Source organism: Streptomyces sp. NPDC001530 (assembly GCF_042894545.1).
Lineage (GTDB): Bacteria > Actinomycetota > Actinomycetes > Streptomycetales > Streptomycetaceae > Streptomyces.
Genome location: NZ_JBIAVS010000021.1, coordinates 145676 through 161586, shown reverse-complemented (window position 1 = coordinate 161586; position 15911 = coordinate 145676). Strand labels below are relative to the sequence as shown.

13 protein-coding genes are annotated in these 15911 nt (G+C 68.7%); 5 read left to right on the top strand and 8 right to left on the bottom strand.

Annotated elements, in window-relative coordinates; all coding sequences use genetic code 11:
- The first annotated feature begins 3 nt into the window (after positions 1 to 3).
- Together ACFY0T_RS37055 and ACFY0T_RS37050 are read left to right on the top strand one after the other, a co-directional pair.
- On the top strand, positions 4 to 1257 hold the full coding sequence (locus ACFY0T_RS37055; RefSeq protein ID WP_388881032.1) for a styrene monooxygenase/indole monooxygenase family protein: 1254 nt from the start codon (positions 4 to 6) through the stop codon (positions 1255 to 1257).
- A 459-nt stretch (positions 1258 to 1716) separates the two neighbouring features.
- Positions 1717 to 4305, top strand: a complete 2589-nt coding sequence (locus tag ACFY0T_RS37050) for an alkaline phosphatase family protein (protein ID WP_388881029.1) — start codon at positions 1717 to 1719, stop codon at positions 4303 to 4305.
- A gap of 47 nt (positions 4306 to 4352) precedes the next feature.
- Here ACFY0T_RS37050 and ACFY0T_RS37045 read toward each other — a convergent pair whose 3' ends face one another.
- The 4 genes from ACFY0T_RS37045 to ACFY0T_RS37030 all read right to left on the bottom strand — a co-directional run bounded on the left by ACFY0T_RS37045 (position 4353) and on the right by ACFY0T_RS37030 (position 7897).
- Positions 4353 to 5516: a C40 family peptidase gene (locus tag ACFY0T_RS37045; protein WP_388881026.1), complete on the bottom strand. Its 1164-nt coding sequence runs from the start codon at positions 5514 to 5516 to the stop codon at positions 4353 to 4355.
- A 102-nt stretch (positions 5517 to 5618) separates the two neighbouring features.
- Positions 5619 to 5984 carry a hypothetical protein gene (locus ACFY0T_RS37040; protein WP_388881023.1) on the bottom strand — a complete coding sequence of 122 codons (366 nt, stop codon included), beginning with the start codon at positions 5982 to 5984 and terminating at the stop codon, positions 5619 to 5621.
- 52 nt (positions 5985 to 6036) lie between these two features.
- Positions 6037 to 6762 carry a TetR/AcrR family transcriptional regulator gene (locus tag ACFY0T_RS37035; protein ID WP_388881020.1) on the bottom strand — a complete coding sequence of 242 codons (726 nt, stop codon included), beginning with the start codon at positions 6760 to 6762 and terminating at the stop codon, positions 6037 to 6039.
- Positions 6763 to 6961: 199 nt separating this feature from the next.
- The gene (locus ACFY0T_RS37030) at positions 6962 to 7897 is read right to left on the bottom strand and encodes a diiron oxygenase (RefSeq protein ID WP_388881017.1); all 936 of its coding nucleotides are present in this window, start codon (positions 7895 to 7897) and stop codon (positions 6962 to 6964) included.
- Positions 7898 to 8034: 137 nt separating this feature from the next.
- Between ACFY0T_RS37030 and ACFY0T_RS37025 the strand changes: the two genes are divergently transcribed.
- Together ACFY0T_RS37025 and ACFY0T_RS37020 are read left to right on the top strand one after the other, a co-directional pair.
- Entirely contained in the window at positions 8035 to 9141 is a 1107-nt protein-coding gene (locus tag ACFY0T_RS37025) for a ferritin-like domain-containing protein (RefSeq protein WP_388881014.1), read from the top strand.
- Positions 9142 to 9248: 107 nt separating this feature from the next.
- A complete protein-coding gene (locus tag ACFY0T_RS37020; RefSeq protein WP_388881012.1) occupies positions 9249 to 9848 on the top strand; it encodes a Uma2 family endonuclease in 600 nt (199 codons plus the stop codon).
- Here the strand turns inward: ACFY0T_RS37020 and ACFY0T_RS37015 are convergent.
- A complete protein-coding gene (locus ACFY0T_RS37015) occupies positions 9845 to 10351 on the bottom strand; it encodes a DUF3291 domain-containing protein (RefSeq protein ID WP_388881009.1) in 507 nt (168 codons plus the stop codon). The two genes, ACFY0T_RS37020 and ACFY0T_RS37015, sit on opposite strands and share 4 nt — an antisense overlap.
- A 166-nt stretch (positions 10352 to 10517) precedes the next feature.
- Here ACFY0T_RS37015 and ACFY0T_RS37010 point away from each other — a divergent pair, with 166 nt between their 5' ends.
- Complete coding sequence (locus ACFY0T_RS37010; RefSeq protein ID WP_388881006.1) at positions 10518 to 12482, top strand: nitrate- and nitrite sensing domain-containing protein; 1965 nt, start codon at positions 10518 to 10520, stop codon at positions 12480 to 12482.
- A gap of 2 nt (positions 12483 to 12484) precedes the next feature.
- On the opposite strand, the gene ACFY0T_RS37005 is transcribed toward ACFY0T_RS37010, so the two are convergent.
- From ACFY0T_RS37005 to ACFY0T_RS36995, 3 genes are all read right to left on the bottom strand, one after another.
- Positions 12485 to 13975, bottom strand: coding sequence for a penicillin-binding transpeptidase domain-containing protein (locus ACFY0T_RS37005; protein WP_388881003.1), 1491 nt, complete (start codon positions 13973 to 13975; stop codon positions 12485 to 12487).
- A 19-nt stretch (positions 13976 to 13994) separates the two neighbouring features.
- Positions 13995 to 15371 carry an FtsW/RodA/SpoVE family cell cycle protein gene (locus ACFY0T_RS37000; RefSeq protein ID WP_388881000.1) on the bottom strand — a complete coding sequence of 459 codons (1377 nt, stop codon included), beginning with the start codon at positions 15369 to 15371 and terminating at the stop codon, positions 13995 to 13997.
- An 84-nt stretch (positions 15372 to 15455) separates the two neighbouring features.
- The gene (locus ACFY0T_RS36995; RefSeq protein WP_388880997.1) at positions 15456 to 15905 is read right to left on the bottom strand and encodes an SH3 domain-containing protein; all 450 of its coding nucleotides are present in this window, start codon (positions 15903 to 15905) and stop codon (positions 15456 to 15458) included.
- Positions 15906 to 15911 lie beyond the last annotated feature (6 nt).

The window sequence follows — 15911 nt, the reverse complement described above, 5'->3', positions numbered from 1 at the left end:
CGCATGCGGAAGATACTCGTCGTCGGAGCCGGCCAGTCCGGCCTCCAGCTCGCCCTCGGACTCCAGTCGCACGGGTACGAGGTCACCCTGATGTCGAACCGGACGGCGGACGAGATCCGCACCGGCCGTGTCATGTCGACGCAGTGCATGTTCGACACGGCACTCCAGCACGAGCGCGATCTCCAGCTGAACTTCTGGGAGTCCCAGGCCCCGAAGATCGAAGGACTCGGCGTCTCGGTCGCCGCCCCCGGCTCCTTCGACCCGGGCCCCTCGCAGCGCGCGATCGACTGGGTCGGCAGCCTCGACGGGTACGCGCAGTCGGTGGACCAGCGGGTGAAGATGGCCGGCTGGATGGAGACGTTCGCGCAGCGCGGCGGCCAGCTGGTCATCCACGGCGCCGCGGTCTCCGACCTCGACTACTTCTCCCGTACGTACGACCTGGTGCTCGTCTCGGCGGGCAAGGGCGAGCTCGTGTCGATGTTCGGCCGCGACGCCTCCCGCTCCCCGTACAGCGAGCCGCAGCGCGCGCTGGCGGTCTCCTACGTCCATGGCCTCGGCCCGCGCCCGGAGCACCCCGACTACGACGCGGTCCGCTGCAACCTCGTCCCGGGCGTCGGCGAACTCTTCGTCATGCCGACCCTCACCACCTCCGGCCGCGCCGACATCCTCTTCTGGGAGGGCATACCCGGCGGCCCGCTCGACGTCTTCAACGGCGTCAAGGACCCGGCCGAGCACCTCTCCCTGACCCTGGAACTCATGGAGCGGTTCACGCCCTGGGAGTACGCGCGGGCCACGAAGGTCGAACTGACCGACGCGCACGGCACGTTGTCCGGGCGCTACGCCCCCACCGTCCGCAACCCGATCGGCCGTCTCCCCGGCGGCGGCCTCGTCCTGGGCGTCGCCGATGTGGTCGTGGCGAACGACCCGATCACCGGACAGGGCTCCAACTCGGCGTCCAAGTGCGCGGCCGCGTACCTCGCCTCGATCCTCGAACAGGGCGACAAGCCCTTCGACGAGGAGTGGATGCAGGCGACGTTCGACCGGTACTGGGACACCGCGCAGCACGTCACCAAGTGGACCAACGCGATGCTCGGCGCTCCTCCGGAGCACGTGCTCAACCTGATCGGGGCCGCGGGACAGCTCCCCCCCGTGGCGAATCGGTTCGCCAATGGGTTCAACGACCCCGCCGACTTCGAGAACTTCTTCTATGAGCCGGAGAAGACCGGAGCGTACCTCGCTTCGGTGACTGGGGCATGACGGGCTTCTGACCAGCGGTCCAACCGTTGTTGTTGGTCGTCGTCGGCCACCCTCGGACGGCCCACAGACGGCCCCACATTGCCACACCAGACGTGGTGGACATCCCCACTGGGCAGTGGGGATGTCCACCAAGCTTTGCTCTCTGGAGTTGCGCTCACCCTTGAGCGGGACGACTTCCAACAGGCTGTTCTCGAAGTCGTACGTCTTGGACGCGCATGTTGCCGAGTTCCTCGGCCCGCACTCCATCCGTGAGGGTCCGGATGATGGCGTGATCCCGGAGCCGAGCGAAGTCCCGGACGCGGGGACCACCGCCCCCGGTCACCGCCAAGAGGTCGCCAATGAACTCTTCGCTGACTCACCTGAATGCCCGTTGGGGCGAGAGCGGCTCGGTATCAGCAGGGACAATCCTCTTAGCTCTGAACGCACGTCACACCGCCTTGCGGAGTAGGAGAGAAGACAATGGCCGGGTCGAACTTCTGTACCCTCGCGATCGGCGGCGCAGCCATAGCCACTGTCGCCACCGCCTCGGCGCTCGGGGACCCGACCAGTGCCACATCTGCCCGAGCCGAGGCTTCGTCGGCCGCGGCAACGAAGCGGATCGTGTCCTCCGAGCTCGCCATCAAGACCGCCGGTCCCAGGAAGGACGGCACTGCAATCACGCCCCTTGGATACCGGGTCACACCAGCGGGTGACCAGAGCCGGCTCGGGGACCTCCCCCTGAACGCAGCTCTTCACCCGAACGGTCGCTATCTGCTGGTGACCAACAACGGTCAGGGCGTACAGAGCCTGCAATTGGTCGATATCCGGACGAACAAGGTCGTCCAGACACTGTCGTATCCGTCGCCGGAGGCGCTGTACATCGGCCTGGCGTGGAGTCCGGACGGCAGGACCGCATACGCCAGTGCCGCGGCGAACTCCAAGATCCGGGTGCTGTCGTTTGCCGGTGGCCGACTCACCGAACGTGATCCCATCAAGCTGCCCACCAAGTCCCCGGAGGGCAAAGCCGTCACGCTTTTCCCGGCCGGCCTGGCCGTCACCCCGGACGGAAGAAAACTGGTGGTCGCCGATCAGCTCGGCAACGCCGTGACGGTCGCCGACACCGTCAGCGGGCGGGTGCAGACCGTCGCCGCAGGTCGTCGGCCGGTGTGGGTGACACTCAGCAAGGACGGGCGAACGGCCTACGTGTCGAACCAGGGTGCCGACACCGTGGACATCGTTGATGTGGCGGGCTCGGCGCCCCGGACGACTGGGCGGATCAAGGTGGGTCTGCATCCGAACAAGTCGGTGCTTTCCGCGTGCGGCCGGAAGCTGTATGTCGCGAACGGCGACGCCGACAGCGTCAGCGTGGTGGATCTGGCGACCAAGAGCGTGATACGCAGTTTCTCGGTATCGCCGTCCAAGAAGGCTCTCGTCGGCAGCAACCCCACGGGCCTGACCCTGGACTCTGTGGGCAAGCGGCTCTTTGTCACCAACTCCGGCAACAACAGCGTTTCGGTGCTCGATCCGACCAGCGGCAAGGTTCTGGGGCGGATTCCTACCGGCGGGTACCCCAGTGCGGTCATCTGGCACAACGGACGCCTGTGGATCACGAATGCCAAGGGGCTGGGGGCGGGCCCGAACAACGGTCCCGGATACCCCAACCCCGAGCGCTTGAGCCGGACGTCCCCCAGCCAGCAGCTCGCGTCGATGGTCGCCGGCACGCTGAGCAGCGTGGATGTGCCGGACCGGGACGAACAACTGGATGCGTACACCCGCCAGGTGGAGCGCAACAACGCCCCGGTGACCAGGGGCGGTGGTGCCGTCGTGCCGGGCAAGCCCGGAGAAGAGACTCCCATCAAGCATGTGATCTACATAGTCAAGGAGAATCGCAGCTACGACCAGGTGCTCGGCAGTCTGGGGAAGGGAAACGGCGACCCCGGCCTCAACCTGTTCGGGGACGAGTCGGCGCCCAACACCCGGAAGCTGGCGCGGCGCTTCACCACCATCGACAACTTCTATGCCGATGGCAAGGCCAGCGCCAGCGGCTGGAACTGGGCGGTCCAGGCCAACTCCAACCCCTACGCGGAGCAGATGTGGCCCGCAGCCTACTCCGGTCGCAAGGGTGTCTACCCCGGCGGCAACAACGCCCCCGAGAACGCTGCGCAGGCCGCCAAGAACTCCTACCTCTGGCAGCGCCTCGACAAGGCCGGCGTGAGCTTTGCCAACTTCGGCTTCTATGTGAGGCGTCAGGGGGACGAGGCGCACGCCGCGGATCCGGTGCTCGATGCCCGGACCGACCACGAGTTCCAGGCAGAGCTGGGCTGTCCGGACTCGTCGGGAACGTTCGTCCCCACCAAGAAGAACTGTATGACCCCGCGGGTCGACCAATGGCTGAAGAGCTTCCGCAGATATGTGACCAAGGGCGACATGCCGACGGTGCAGTTCGTCCAGTTCCCCAGTGACCACACCTTGGGCACCAAGGCCGGGCAGCCCACTCCCAAAGCGATGGTGGCCGACAACGACTACGCCCTCGGCAGGCTGGTGGATGCGGTGTCCCACTCACAGTTCTGGAAGGACACCGCCATCTTTGTCACCGAGGACGAGGCCCAGAACGGGCCCGACCACATCGATGCCCACCGGACGCTCGCCTTGGCGATCAGCCCGTACACCCAGACGGGAAAGGTCGACTCGACCTTCTACAGCACCGCCTCGATGGTCCGCACTGTCGGCCTGTTCGCCGGGATCGGCCCCCTCACCCAGCTTGACGACTATTCAACGCCGCTGAGTGCGTCCTTCACCGACAAGCCTGACTACCGGCCCTACTCGGTGATCAGACCGACCTATCCGATGAACAGCCTCAACATCCCTGTCAATGCACGGGAGGCCGTGGAGGGAATCGAACCCACGCACCTCGCTTTGCAGGTTTGTTCACGCTGGTCAGGGTGCGATCCGGAGCCGTTCAGCCGGGTTCAGGACCGTTCGACGCACCGTGCCGGTAGCGGCTCGCGAACGCCGACGAACTCCGGCGTACGCCGACGAATGAGACGGAAACCGAGACGGTGGGTCTAGCGGAGATGACCTGGTCAGGGGACCGCCCTAGCCCCGACGTACTCATGTCACGCCCCGCGCCCCTTAGCGGCGCTGTAGCCACCGTCTGATCCCCTCGTGGCCCTCTTGGGGAGCTTCGGCGGTGTGTAGTGCCGCAGGGGCTCCCTACTGAGGTCGGGCCGCACCGCACCCAGCAGTGGATTGGCGGCGACCGGCGAGACCTTGATCTTCGTCCCGGGCCGTGGTGCCTGCACCACCATTCCGTCGCCCAGGTAGAGGGCGACGTGGGTGGCCTCGGGGAAGTAGATGACCAGGTCACCGGGGCGCAGCTCGCTCAGCGGAATCCGCGGGAGGCGGGCCCACTGCTCCTGGCTGGTCCGGGGGATGGGCTGCCCCGCGTGGTCCCAGGCCTGCGAGGTCAGGCCCGAGCAGTCGTACGACTTCGGGCCCTCCGCACCCCACTCGTACGGCTTCCCGATCTGCCGTACGGCGTACCGCAGCGCCTTCGCGCCCTCCCGCGAGGGTCGCCGTACGCTGCTGAGCGCCCCCGAGGCCATGAACTTCTGCTGTGCCTTGGCCGCCCCCGACTTCTCGAACCTGTCCATCTCCGAGAGCTGGTCGACGGTCAGCGAGGAGAGCAGTTTCTCGACGTCCTCGAGCCGCTTTCGTACGTCGTCCCGGTCCTTCTTCTGCCGTGCGGCGAGGGTGAGTTGATCGTCGAGCGACTTACGGGCCGCACGTGCGAGCGTGTCGGCCTCCTTCTCGCTCCCGGCCACCCGTTCCACGGTCTCGGCCCGCTCCTGCGACAACTGTCCGATCAGGTGCCCCTCGTCGAGCGCGTGCTGCGGATCACGGGCGAGGAGCAGTCGTACGTACGAGGAGATCTCGCCGCTGTTCTGGTACTGCTGCCGGGCGAGCCGCCCCGCGGCGCCGCGGCTGTCGTGCAGCGAGCGGCGGGCCTTGGCGAGGCCGGCGTCGAGCCGGGCGACCTCGGCGCGCTGTTTCTTGAGGTTCTCCGTGGTCGAGTTGTACGCCTCGGTGGCCCGCTCGGCGTCCCGGTACAGCCGCTGAAGGTCCGTCAGCAGCCCGGCGACGGACCGCTGTCCGGGCTTGCCGACGGCCGTGCCTGTTCCCGGGCCGGGTTCCGGGACGGCCACCGCGGGGGTGGGCACGAGGAGCGCCCCGGTCGCCACCGCCGCCGTACAAGCCAGACGCAGAAGCCTTCCTGACACGTCATCACCTCCGGTGCTGGGGTGGTATGTCCACCTTGCACCGGCAGGATGGGGCGGCCGTGTGCCGACCGCGCGCCGACTGGCCGGTTCAGCCCAAGAAGGTCACTCGTCGGCGTGGGGGTCCGGCGTGGCGTCGCCTGGGGCGTCACTCTTCCCCTTGCCCTCGCCCTCGCCCTGGCCGTCGGCCTTGGCTTCGGTCTTGGCTTCGGCCTTCGACCAGGGCCACTTCAGCCCGTGCGCCCGCTTTCCCTCGGGGTCGTACTCGTACTTCCACCCCTGATGCAGCCCGAGCCGATTGCTCCGGCCCGCCTGGACGCGCCGGTAGACGAGCACGGTGGGCGGCCCGCCGGCCGCGTCCGGCACCGGAACCCGGTAGGTCTTCGGCGGATGCCCGGTGGGCCCGAGCAGGACGGGCAGCACGCGCCCGTCCAGAGGGCCGCCCACAAAGGGAGTGTCTTCGCTCTTCACGCCACCAGTGTCACAAACCCCACGGTCGCATCTGTCTCATCTGTCCCAGCCGTCACAGCAGGCGCGCCGCATCCCCGATCACCGGCAGCACACGACGGGCCATCGCGCCCACGGCCCCGTCCGCCGTCTCCACCGCGAGCGCGGCCTTCACCACTCCCGCGGCCTGCGGATCGCGGCCGGCGCTCGCCGCGAGCGTCGCCACGAACTGTTCGACGAGCCAGTCGCGCAGCTCGTCCAGCGGCGGCTCCTTGTCCTCGTCGAGCCAGATCAGCGAGGCGGCCTCCACGGCGGTGATCCACATCCGTACGGTCATCCGCAGCCGCGGCCCGGGTTCGTCGACCGCCAGATGATCGAGAATGTGCTCGGCGGCGGCCCGCCGTACCCCGTCCACTATGGCCGTGGTCCGGGACGTCTCGACGACGCTCCCGCCCTGCAGCAGGGCGCTGAACCCGGCGTCGTGCTGGTCCACGAACGCGAGATACCGGTCGAGCGCCCGGGACAGCCGCTCGGTGAGCGGCCCCTCCGGGGGCTCCGCGAAGCAGTGCTCCAGCTCCTCGGCCGCGGTCCGCAGGGCGGCCTCGTACAGCTGCTGCTTGCCGCCCGGGAAGTACCGGTACACCAGCGGCCGTGACACCCCCGCCGCCTCCGCCACGTCGTCCAGCGAGATCTCCTCGGGCGCGCGGTGCGCGAAGAGGGACAGCGCCGCCTCGAGCAGCTGACTGCGCCGCTCCTCGACACTCAGCCGTCGGTACGCGCGGGTCGGAACCTCGGAGGTCATATCGGCAGCGTAACCGTGTAATGGCCCCCGCCGCCTCAAACGCCGGAGGGGCTGATTTCAGCCCTGCGGCGTTTGAGGCGGAGGCCGTTCAGGCCGATCGCGGGGGTCTCGGGGCGGCAGTCCCCAGGGGCCATGGGGGTCCCCTGCTCGAGCGAAACCGAGAGCTTGGAGGAGGGCAGGGGCGGACGGGGCGAAAAACTCACGCCAGCAGCCCCGACGACCTCCACAGGCGCCGCCCGGCCCCCCGCAGCACCCCGATGTCGTCCAGGAAGTCCGTCAACCGCTTCGCCCCGGTCTGCATCACGTCCCGCCGGTGCCCACTCGCCTTCACCTGCGCCACGGCCTCCCGCTTGTCGAGCCCCACATTCGTGTACACCTCGGGATTGACGAAGGCGACGGAGAAGACGCGCGCGAACTCCCCGGAGGTGACCCGCGTGAACTCCTGGGACCAGCGCGGAGCCGTCACCATCTGCCGTCGCAGCTCCTCCCGGGCGTACCGCACATGCCGCGCCTCCTCCACGACGTGGATACGCGTGACCCCCCGGATGAGGGTCTGCACCCGCTCGTCCGGGAACGTCAGCCGCTGCATCCAGTCGAGGATCTCCTCACCGAGCAGCGTGGCGGTGAAGGACCCCGGCGTGGTCGAGATGGTCTTGAAGAGCCGCCCGAGGTTCAGATGCGCCCGGCTCACCGGGTAGTACGGCGTCCCGCCCCTCGATATCAGCCGGGCGAACATCTTCGAGTGCCGGCACTCGTCCTCGATCTCGGTCAGCGCGTACCGCACATGCGCACTCGTGGCCGCCTTGTCGTAGATGTGCCGCACCAGCAGCTGCATCAGGATGATCTCGAACCAGATCCCGAGGGACGCCAGCGCGGCGGCTTCATGCTGCGACAGCGCGATCCGCTGCTCCTCGCTCATCCGCCGCCACAGCGGGGTGTCGTACAGCGACACCAGCTCCGGCGGCCAGAACCACTTGCCCTCCTCGAAGGGCGCGTCCCAGTCCAGCTCCTTGTCCGGGTCGAAGGAGTGCTTGGCGGAGGAGTCGAGCAGCCGCTCGGCCACCTGCTCCCGGTCCTTGAGCAGGCCGAGCGCGTCGCGGAGACCAAGGAGTTCGTCTTCCGTCACGGTCGTCATGGCTGTTCCCACCTCGTCGTACGGGATCTACAGGGGTTACCGACGGTCACGTCTTATGAGACTGCTTGTCAGCAAGACCGTCAATCCCTTGCGCCCGACTTGTTGACGACGCGTCTACCTCATGTGAGCCTGCCGGTATGTCGACCCGAGAGCTGTACGCCAAGGACCCTGGAGATTCCCTCTGGCAGGTGCCCGCCAGCGGCGCGGCCCGGTTCAGCTGGGATTACGACGACGGCCGCGAGCGGCTCCTCGCCCTCTACCAGAAGGGCAAGGACAAGCAGTGGGACGGCCAGAAGCGGATCGACTGGGACCTCGACGTCGACCCGTACGACCCGCTCGGCACGCCCGACGAGTCGATGTCTCTCTACGGCACGAAGCACTGGGCAAAGCTCACCGACCGCGACAAGGGCGAACTGCGCAAGCACTACGCCTCCTGGCAGTTCAGCCAGTTCCTGCACGGTGAGCAGGGCGCGATGGTGTGCGCGGCGCGCATCGTCGAATCGGTCCCCGACCTCGACGCGAAGCTCTATTCGGCCACCCAGACCATGGACGAGGCGCGGCACGCCGAGATCTACGGCCGCTTCCTGCACGAGAAGATCGGGATGCTCTACCCGATCAACGACAACCTCCAGTCCCTGCTCGGCGACACCCTGCGCGACTCCCGCTGGGACATGCCGTACCTGGGCATGCAGGTCCTGATCGAGGGCCTGGCTCTGGCGGCCTTCGGCATGATCCGCGACACCACCGACAAGCCCCTCCCGAAACAGATCCTCGCCTACGTCATGCAGGACGAGGCCCGCCATGTCGCCTTCGGCCGCATGGCCCTGCGCGACTACTACCAACAGCTCTCCGACGCCGAACTCCGCGAACGCGAGGAATTCGTGATCGAGGGTTGCTACTTGATGCGCGACCGCCTGCGCGGCGTAGAGGTCCTGGAGAACTTCGGCATCCCGAAGGCGGAGGCCGAGGAATACAGCGAGCAGTCCGAATTCCTCGCTCTCTTCCGGCAGTTGCTCTTCAGCCGCATCGTCCCCTGCGTCAAGGACATCGGCCTCTGGGGCAAACGCCTCCAGCAGGCCTACGTCGACATGGGCGTCTTCGAGATGGGCAACTCGAACCTCGACCTCCTGATGGCCCAGGACGAGGAAATCGCCGAGAAACTGGATGCGGAACGCTTCGCGGTGGAGGAACGGGAGCGGGTCGCGGAGGTGAGGGAGGCGATCGAGGCGGGGACGGAGGGCTGATCAAGGCGGCAATGGCAGGCCTGGTGATCACTCGATGGAGCGCCGAATCGGCGTTCGTCCTGGGTACGCTGACTGAGCCAGGCAGACTCCAGCACATGGGAGCGATCATGAGCGCCGCACGCGAATACGGGCTGGACGACGACTACGAGTGGCCCCGTCCGCCGGAGGGCGGCTGGACGGCGGACGACCTCGACGAGCTTCCCAACCTTCCTCCGCACACGGAGCTGATCGACGGGAGTCTTGTCTTCGTGAGTCCGCAGACTCGTTTCCATGCACGCGCCATGCTCTTGCTGGTGAACGCCCTGCTGGATCAGGTGCCGGAGGGGCTGGACGTCATCCATGAGATGACCATCAAGCTCAACAAGCGCAATAGGCCGGAGCCCGACGTCCTGGTGTTCCGTGCGGGCGCCGACACCGGTCCGAAGCAGACCTGGTACCGGCCGGAAGATGTGGTGATCGCTGTAGAGATCGTCTCCGAGGACTCCGAGGACCGAGACCGAGAGGTGAAACCACGGAAGTACGCGCAGGCGGGCATTCCGCACTACTGGCGCGTCGAGGAGAACCAGGGCCTTCCGGTGGTCTACGTCTACGAACTCGACCCCGCAACCCAGGCCTATGGCCTGACGGGCATCTTCCACAACCGCCTCAAGCTGACCGTCCCGTTCCCCATCGACATCGACCTCACCGCGATCAACCGTCGCCGCTAGACCGAGCACCCCAGATCCTCCGGAACCGCCGACGACACCGGCTCCGTCCCCTGCGCCGGGAACGACGTCCGCAAGGTGAAGGCGTACGGCGTCGGTCCGTTCGTCCGCAGGTGCAGCAGCCGCCCTTCCGCCTCCGCGATAGTCGGCCGATGCCCCGCCGGTACCCACCACAAGGCCGTCACCGCTTCCTTCAGCCGCTCGAACCACTCGCGGCGGCGGGACAGCAACTCCCTGTGCCGGCCCTGATACATGAACGCCGTCAGCGCGTTCGTGTCCCGCCACACCGACATGTTGACGATCAGCCAGTCGTCGCCGAAGACCGGTACATCCGTGGCGTTGCCTGAGTCGCTCTGCAGGCGCCAGACGAAGCCGTCCGCGGTGTCGGCGACGGCGTTCACGGGGTCCAGGGCGTCGACGAAGTCCTTCAACTGCGGTGAATCCAGAGGTGCCTTGAGACGAGCGATGTTGACCTGGGCGAGTTCGTACGAGGCGGGTTCCGTCATGAACCGAACGATAGGTCGGCAGGAGGCGGCATCCCACCCCCCGTCTCACCACGCGAGCAATGTCCGCCTCTCACAGCACACCCGTCGGCCTCGTGAGTACCTGGGAACCGACCCCTTACGGACGGGAAACGGCTCCCTGACCGGCCCGCCCTTAGCCTCCCTGGGCATGACGGGGAACGTACTGACCACCCTTCGCCTTCCCACCCTTCCCACCCTTCCGGGCTGGAACTCCATCCGCGGTCGCATGGCCATCGTCCTGGCCGTGCCGACCTGCCTGCTGCTCGCGCTCACGGGACTCGGCGTCGCCGACCGCGCCGCCGACTGGTCCGCCGCCAGGGAGACCGAGGCGCACGTCGGTGTCCTGCTGCGTGTGCAGGATCTCGTGCGGGAGTTACAGCGCGAACGCGGGCTCACCAATGGCCTGTTGGGCGGCGCCGAGGAGTACCGGGACGATGTGCGCGCACAGCGGAGCCGCACCGATGACGCCCGCTCCGCGCTGCGAGCAGCGCTCTCCGAAGAGAGCGGTGATCTCCCGGGTGCGGCCTCCTCCGCCCTCGAAGCCGCCCAGGTGCCGCTCGGCGGCCTCGCCACCCTGCGCGCCGAGGCCGACTCCGGCACCATCGACCGCGAGACCGCCCTGACCACCTACACCAAGGCCGTCACCGCCCTCATCGACGCCGAGTCCGCCGACGCGCCGAGCGGTGACCGCCGTATCGCCCAGGGCGTGCAGGCGCTGCAGGCCCTGGCACGCGCCACGGAGGCCGTCGCTCTCGAACGCGGCTCCCTCAACGGCGTGTTCGCGGCGAAGCGGTTCCGCGGCGGCGAGTACCTCGACTTCACGGAGATCCGCGCCACCCGCGTGGCCGCTCTCGGCCAGTTCCGCGAACTCGCCACCTCCGCCCAGGAGTCCGCGCTCGACGCGGCCTTCAAGACGGCCGCGGCCCGCAGGATCACCGGCTACGAGGACAGGGCCGAACGCGGTGTCGACGGATCGGCCCTCGACGTCGCCCCCGCCCGCTGGTGGGCCGACATGACGACACTCGTCGACGACCTGCACGGCGTGCAGAAGCGGCTCGGCGGCGACGTGCGCGCCCGTGCCGGCGAGACCGGTGACGCGGCCACCCGGCAGCTCGGCGGCTTCCTGGCCCTCGGCGCGCTGATCCTCGCCGTGGCCGCCGCGCTCGCCGTGATCTCGGCCCGCTCCATCACCCGCCCCCTGGGCGCCCTCGCCGACGAGGCGGACGCGGTCGCCGGGAGCAGGCTGCCCGATGCCGTCCGGCGCATCCAGGAAGCCGACCCCGACACCCCGCTCCCCGACGGACCCCGGGAACCCGAACTCCCGGGCAGCGCACGGGAGATCACCCGCCTGGTCGCCGCCCTGCGCAACGTCGAGCGCACCGCCGTCGGACTCGCCGCCGAACAGGCCGTCCTGCGCCGCAACAGCACCGAGTCCCTGGCCAGCCTCGGCCGTCGCAATCAGACGCTGCTCAACCGCCAGCTCGGCCTGATCACGACCCTGGAGAGCCAGGAAATCGACCCGGACGCCCTCGCCGAGCTGTTCGAACTCGACCACCTGGCCACGCGCATGCGGCGCAACGCCGAGTCCCTGCTCGTCCTGGCGGGCGAGGAGTCCCCGACCCGCTCCTGGTCCCGTGCGGTCACCGTCGCCGAGGTGGTCCAGTCGGCCGTCTCCGAAGTCGAGCAGTACCGGCGCGTGGCCGTCGCCGACATCCAGCCGTGCCACGTCCGCGGCCACTGCGTTGCCGAACTGTCCCATCTGCTGGCCGAGTTGGTGGAGAACGCGCTGATGTTCAGCCCGCCCCAGCAGCCCGTCGAGATCTACGGCTGGCGAGACGCCGGCGAGTACTGCCTCGCCGTCGTGGACCGGGGGATCGGGATGACCGCGGAACGGCTGGCGCACGCCAACGCCGTGCTGTCCGGCAAGGCCGGCTCCCTGCACACCACCCCCACGCGGTTCCTCGGCCATCACGTCGTCGGCGCCCTCGCCACCCGCCTCGCCGCCCATGTCGAGCTGCGCCCCACCCAGGGCACAGGCGTCACGGCCTACGTAGCCCTGCCGGCCGGCCTCGTCCAGCAGCCGGACTCCTCAACGGCCTCGGTCGGCGGATGAGTTCAGCGTCCGCCGGAACCCGGTCCGCCGCCGGAGGCCGAGTTCAGCACCGCCTCCATCACCGCCTTGGCGATCGGCGCCGCGTCTCCACCCCCGCTGATCTCCCCGCGACGGGCCGCCGCGTCCTCGACGACGACCGCGACGGCCACCGCGGGCTCCATCTGGTCGTCGGCCTGGGCCCAGGAGATGAACCAGGCATACGGGAAACCGGAGTTGTCGATGCCGTGCTGGGCGGTGCCGGTCTTGCCGCCGACGGTGGCGCCGGGGATGGCGGCCTTCGCGCCGGTGCCCTCCTCCACGACGTCGGTCATCAGCTCGCGCATGAGCAGCGCGGTCGTCGGGTTCATCGCCTGGTGGAGGGTCCGCGGCCCGTGTGCGGAGACCGTGCCGCCGCCCTTCGTGGTCGTCTTCTCCACCAGGTACGGCGACTTGACCGAACCGCCGCCCGCCACGGCCGCCGAGATCATCGCCATCTGGAGGGGAGTGGCGCGGGTGTCGAACTGCCCGATGGAGGAGAGGGCCAGCTGGGCATGGTCGAGCCGTGTGTCGAAGTTGCTGGGGGCGACCGAGAAGGGGATCCGCAGCTTCCGGTCGTTGAAGCCGAAGTTCGCCGCCGTGTGCGTCATGGCGTCGAGGCCCACGTCCACCCCCAGCTTCGCGAAGACCGTGTTGCAGGACCACTCGAAGGCATAGCGCAGCGAGGCGTCCTCACAGTCCTCGGCCTCGTTCGTGAGCAAGGTCCTCGTGCCGGGCAGCCTGTACGGGTCCGGTGACGACGTCGGCGCGTCGAGATCCGTCACCACGCCCGCGTCCAGCGCCGCCGCGGCCGTCACCACCTTGAACGTCGACCCCGGCGGATACGTCTGCCGGATCGCCCGGTTGAGCATCGGCTTGCTCGCGTCCTCGTTCAGCCGCTGCCACGCCCGCTTCACCGCCGGGCCCGTACCGGACAGCTCCGCGGGGTCGTACGACGGTGTGGAGACCAGTGCGAGGATCCGGCCGGTGGACGGTTCGATCGCGGCGACCGCGCCCCGCCGCGAGCCGAGTCCCTCGTACGCCCTCCGCTGCGCGAGGGGGTCGAGCGTGGTGACGACCTTGCCGCCGGGGTTCTGGGCACGCGTGATGTCGTTCCACAGGGGGAGCGGGGCGAGCATCGGGTCGGCGCCGGAGAGGATGTCGTCCTCGGCGTTCTCCAGGAACGTCGTCCCGTACAGCTGAGAGGCGAAGCCGGTCACGGGCGCGTACAACGGGCCGTTGCTGTACGTCCGTTCATAGCGGAGCTGCTCACCCGTGTCCGTGGAGCCGGTGACCGTCCTGCCGTCGACCACGATGTCACCGCGCGGCTGGTCGTAACGGGCGATCGTCTGGCGGCGGTTGGCGGGATTGTCGTCGTACGACGGGGCCTGGAAGACCTGGATACGGCTGGCGTTCACCAGGAGCGCGACGAGCAGCACGGTGCACAACCCGGCGGCCCTGCGAATGTACTTGGTCACGACGCGACCTCCCGAGGACTCACGGCGCCGCCGTCCCGTCGTACTGACTGCGCGCCGAGTCGCTGATCCTGATCAGCAGGGCCACGATGATCCAGTTGGTGACGACCGAGGAACCGCCCTGTGCGAGGAACGGCATCGCCATCCCGGTCAGCGGGATCAGGCCGGTCACCCCGCCCGCGATCACGAAGACCTGGAGCGCCACGATCGAGGCGAGGCCGAGCGCGAGAAGCCGTCCGAAGGGGTCGCGCAGGGCGAGGCCCGCCCGGTAACCGCGTTCCACGAGAAGGGCGTAGAGGAGGAAGATCGCCGACAGGCCGACCAGGCCGAGCTCCTCGCCCGCGGTCGCCAGGATGAAGTCCGACTTGGCGGCGAAGCCGATGAGGATCGAGTGGCCGAGCCCGAGGCCGGTGCCGAACATCCCGCCGGCGGCGAACGCGAAGAGTGACTGGGCGAGTTGGTTGGGGCCGAGGCCCGCCTCGATCGACGCGAAGGGGTGCAGCCAGTCCTGCACCCGGCTGTGGACGTGCGGTTCGAGCCAGCCGACGGCCACCGCGCCCACGCAGGCCAGCAGCAGCCCGACCGCGATCCAGCCGGTGCGGCCCGTGGCGACGTACAGCAGGATCACGAACAGGCCGAAGAACAGCAGCGACGTTCCGAGGTCCCGCTCCAGGACCAGCACCAGCACGCTCAGCAGCCAGATCGTGACGATCGGCCCGAGCACGCGGCCGGTTGGCAGCTGGAGCCGCTTGAAGCGCCAGATCTGGCGGCCGGTGTAGGCGAGCGCGTTGCGGTTGGCGGCCAGATATCCGGCGAAGAAGACCGCGAGCAGCACCTTCGCGAACTCGCCCGGCTGGATGGAGAATCCGGCGATCCGGATCCAGATGCGGGCGCCGTTCACGGCCGGGAAGGAGATCGGCAGAAGCAGCAGGACCAGGGCGGTGACGACGGAGACGTACGTGTAGCGCTGGAGCACACGGTGGTCGCGCAGGAACAGCACGGCCGCGATGAAGAACGCGACACCGAGCGTCGACCAGATCAGCTGGATGGGGGCCGCCCGGTCGCCCGGGGTCTCCAGGTCGAGCCGGTAGATCAGCACCAGGCCCAGTCCGTTGAGGAGTACGGCGATGGGGAGCAGCAGCGGATCGGCGTACGGCGCCCGCAGCCGCACCGCGACGTGCGCGAGGAGCGCGAGTACGCCGAGCCCGGCGCCGTAGCCGGCGGCGCCGGGCGGGACGCTGCCGTTTCTGGCGAAACCGACGGCGCAGTAGCCGTACACGCAGAGCAGGACGGCCACGACGATGAGGGTGAACTCGATGCCACGGCGCCGGGGCAGGCGTACAGCGGGGGTGGGCCGGTCCGCTGCCACGGTCGTTCCGGGCATTCCGGGGTGAATCATGTCCGGAACGTAGCAAGTGGCGGACCTGATGTCCCGTTATCTAGTGATAAACGGGCTGTTCCGGTGCACCTCAGGATCGACTGTTCAGCACCAGCGCGGGGTGCTGGAGGCCTCGATGAAGCGCGCCGGACCCCAGGCCCAGGTGCCGTCGGTGACCAGGTACCAGAGATCGTCGTCGCGGTCGCCCCAGGTCTGGCAGTAGATGCGGACGATCTCGCCGTTCCTCGCGATACGGACCAGTCTGCTGTCGCGATCGGGGCGGGTGCGCAGGGCCAGCCCGCCGTCCACGTTGACTCTGCCTCTGGTGGTGTCGGGGTCGTCGAGGTCGTCGTCGCCACCTTCGTCGTCGTTGCCGAAACGGACGTCGCCCCCGTTGCCGAAGCCGCCGTCGCCGCCCTCGCTCCGCTGGCGGTCGTCGCCGCTCCCGGGGTCCCGGTCCTCGTCGGCGAGGGCCGGGGTGGCTCCGGCGAGTGCGACGAGGCTGCCGGCGGCGAGAGCTATGGCGAGACGTGTGTACGTGGATCGCAGAGACATGGGGGC

Bases quoted from the DNA above. Each gene is read 5' to 3' on its own strand.
- ACFY0T_RS37035 (WP_388881020.1), bottom strand. From the start codon at position 6,762: ATGACCTCCGAGGTTCCGACCCGCGCGTACCGACGGCTGAGTGTCGAG.
- ACFY0T_RS37020 (WP_388881012.1), top strand. From the start codon at position 9,249: ATGAGCGCCGCACGCGAATACGGGCTGGACGACGACTACGAGTGGCCC.
- ACFY0T_RS37030 (WP_388881017.1), bottom strand. From the start codon at position 7,897: ATGACGACCGTGACGGAAGACGAACTCCTTGGTCTCCGCGACGCGCTC.
- ACFY0T_RS37000 (WP_388881000.1), bottom strand. From the start codon at position 15,371: ATGATTCACCCCGGAATGCCCGGAACGACCGTGGCAGCGGACCGGCCC.
- ACFY0T_RS36995 (WP_388880997.1), bottom strand. From the start codon at position 15,905: ATGTCTCTGCGATCCACGTACACACGTCTCGCCATAGCTCTCGCCGCC.
- ACFY0T_RS37055 (WP_388881032.1), top strand. From the start codon at position 4: ATGCGGAAGATACTCGTCGTCGGAGCCGGCCAGTCCGGCCTCCAGCTC.
- ACFY0T_RS37025 (WP_388881014.1), top strand. From the start codon at position 8,035: ATGTCGACCCGAGAGCTGTACGCCAAGGACCCTGGAGATTCCCTCTGG.
- ACFY0T_RS37010 (WP_388881006.1), top strand. From the start codon at position 10,518: ATGACGGGGAACGTACTGACCACCCTTCGCCTTCCCACCCTTCCCACC.
- ACFY0T_RS37015 (WP_388881009.1), bottom strand. From the start codon at position 10,351: ATGACGGAACCCGCCTCGTACGAACTCGCCCAGGTCAACATCGCTCGT.
- ACFY0T_RS37050 (WP_388881029.1), top strand. From the start codon at position 1,717: ATGGCCGGGTCGAACTTCTGTACCCTCGCGATCGGCGGCGCAGCCATA.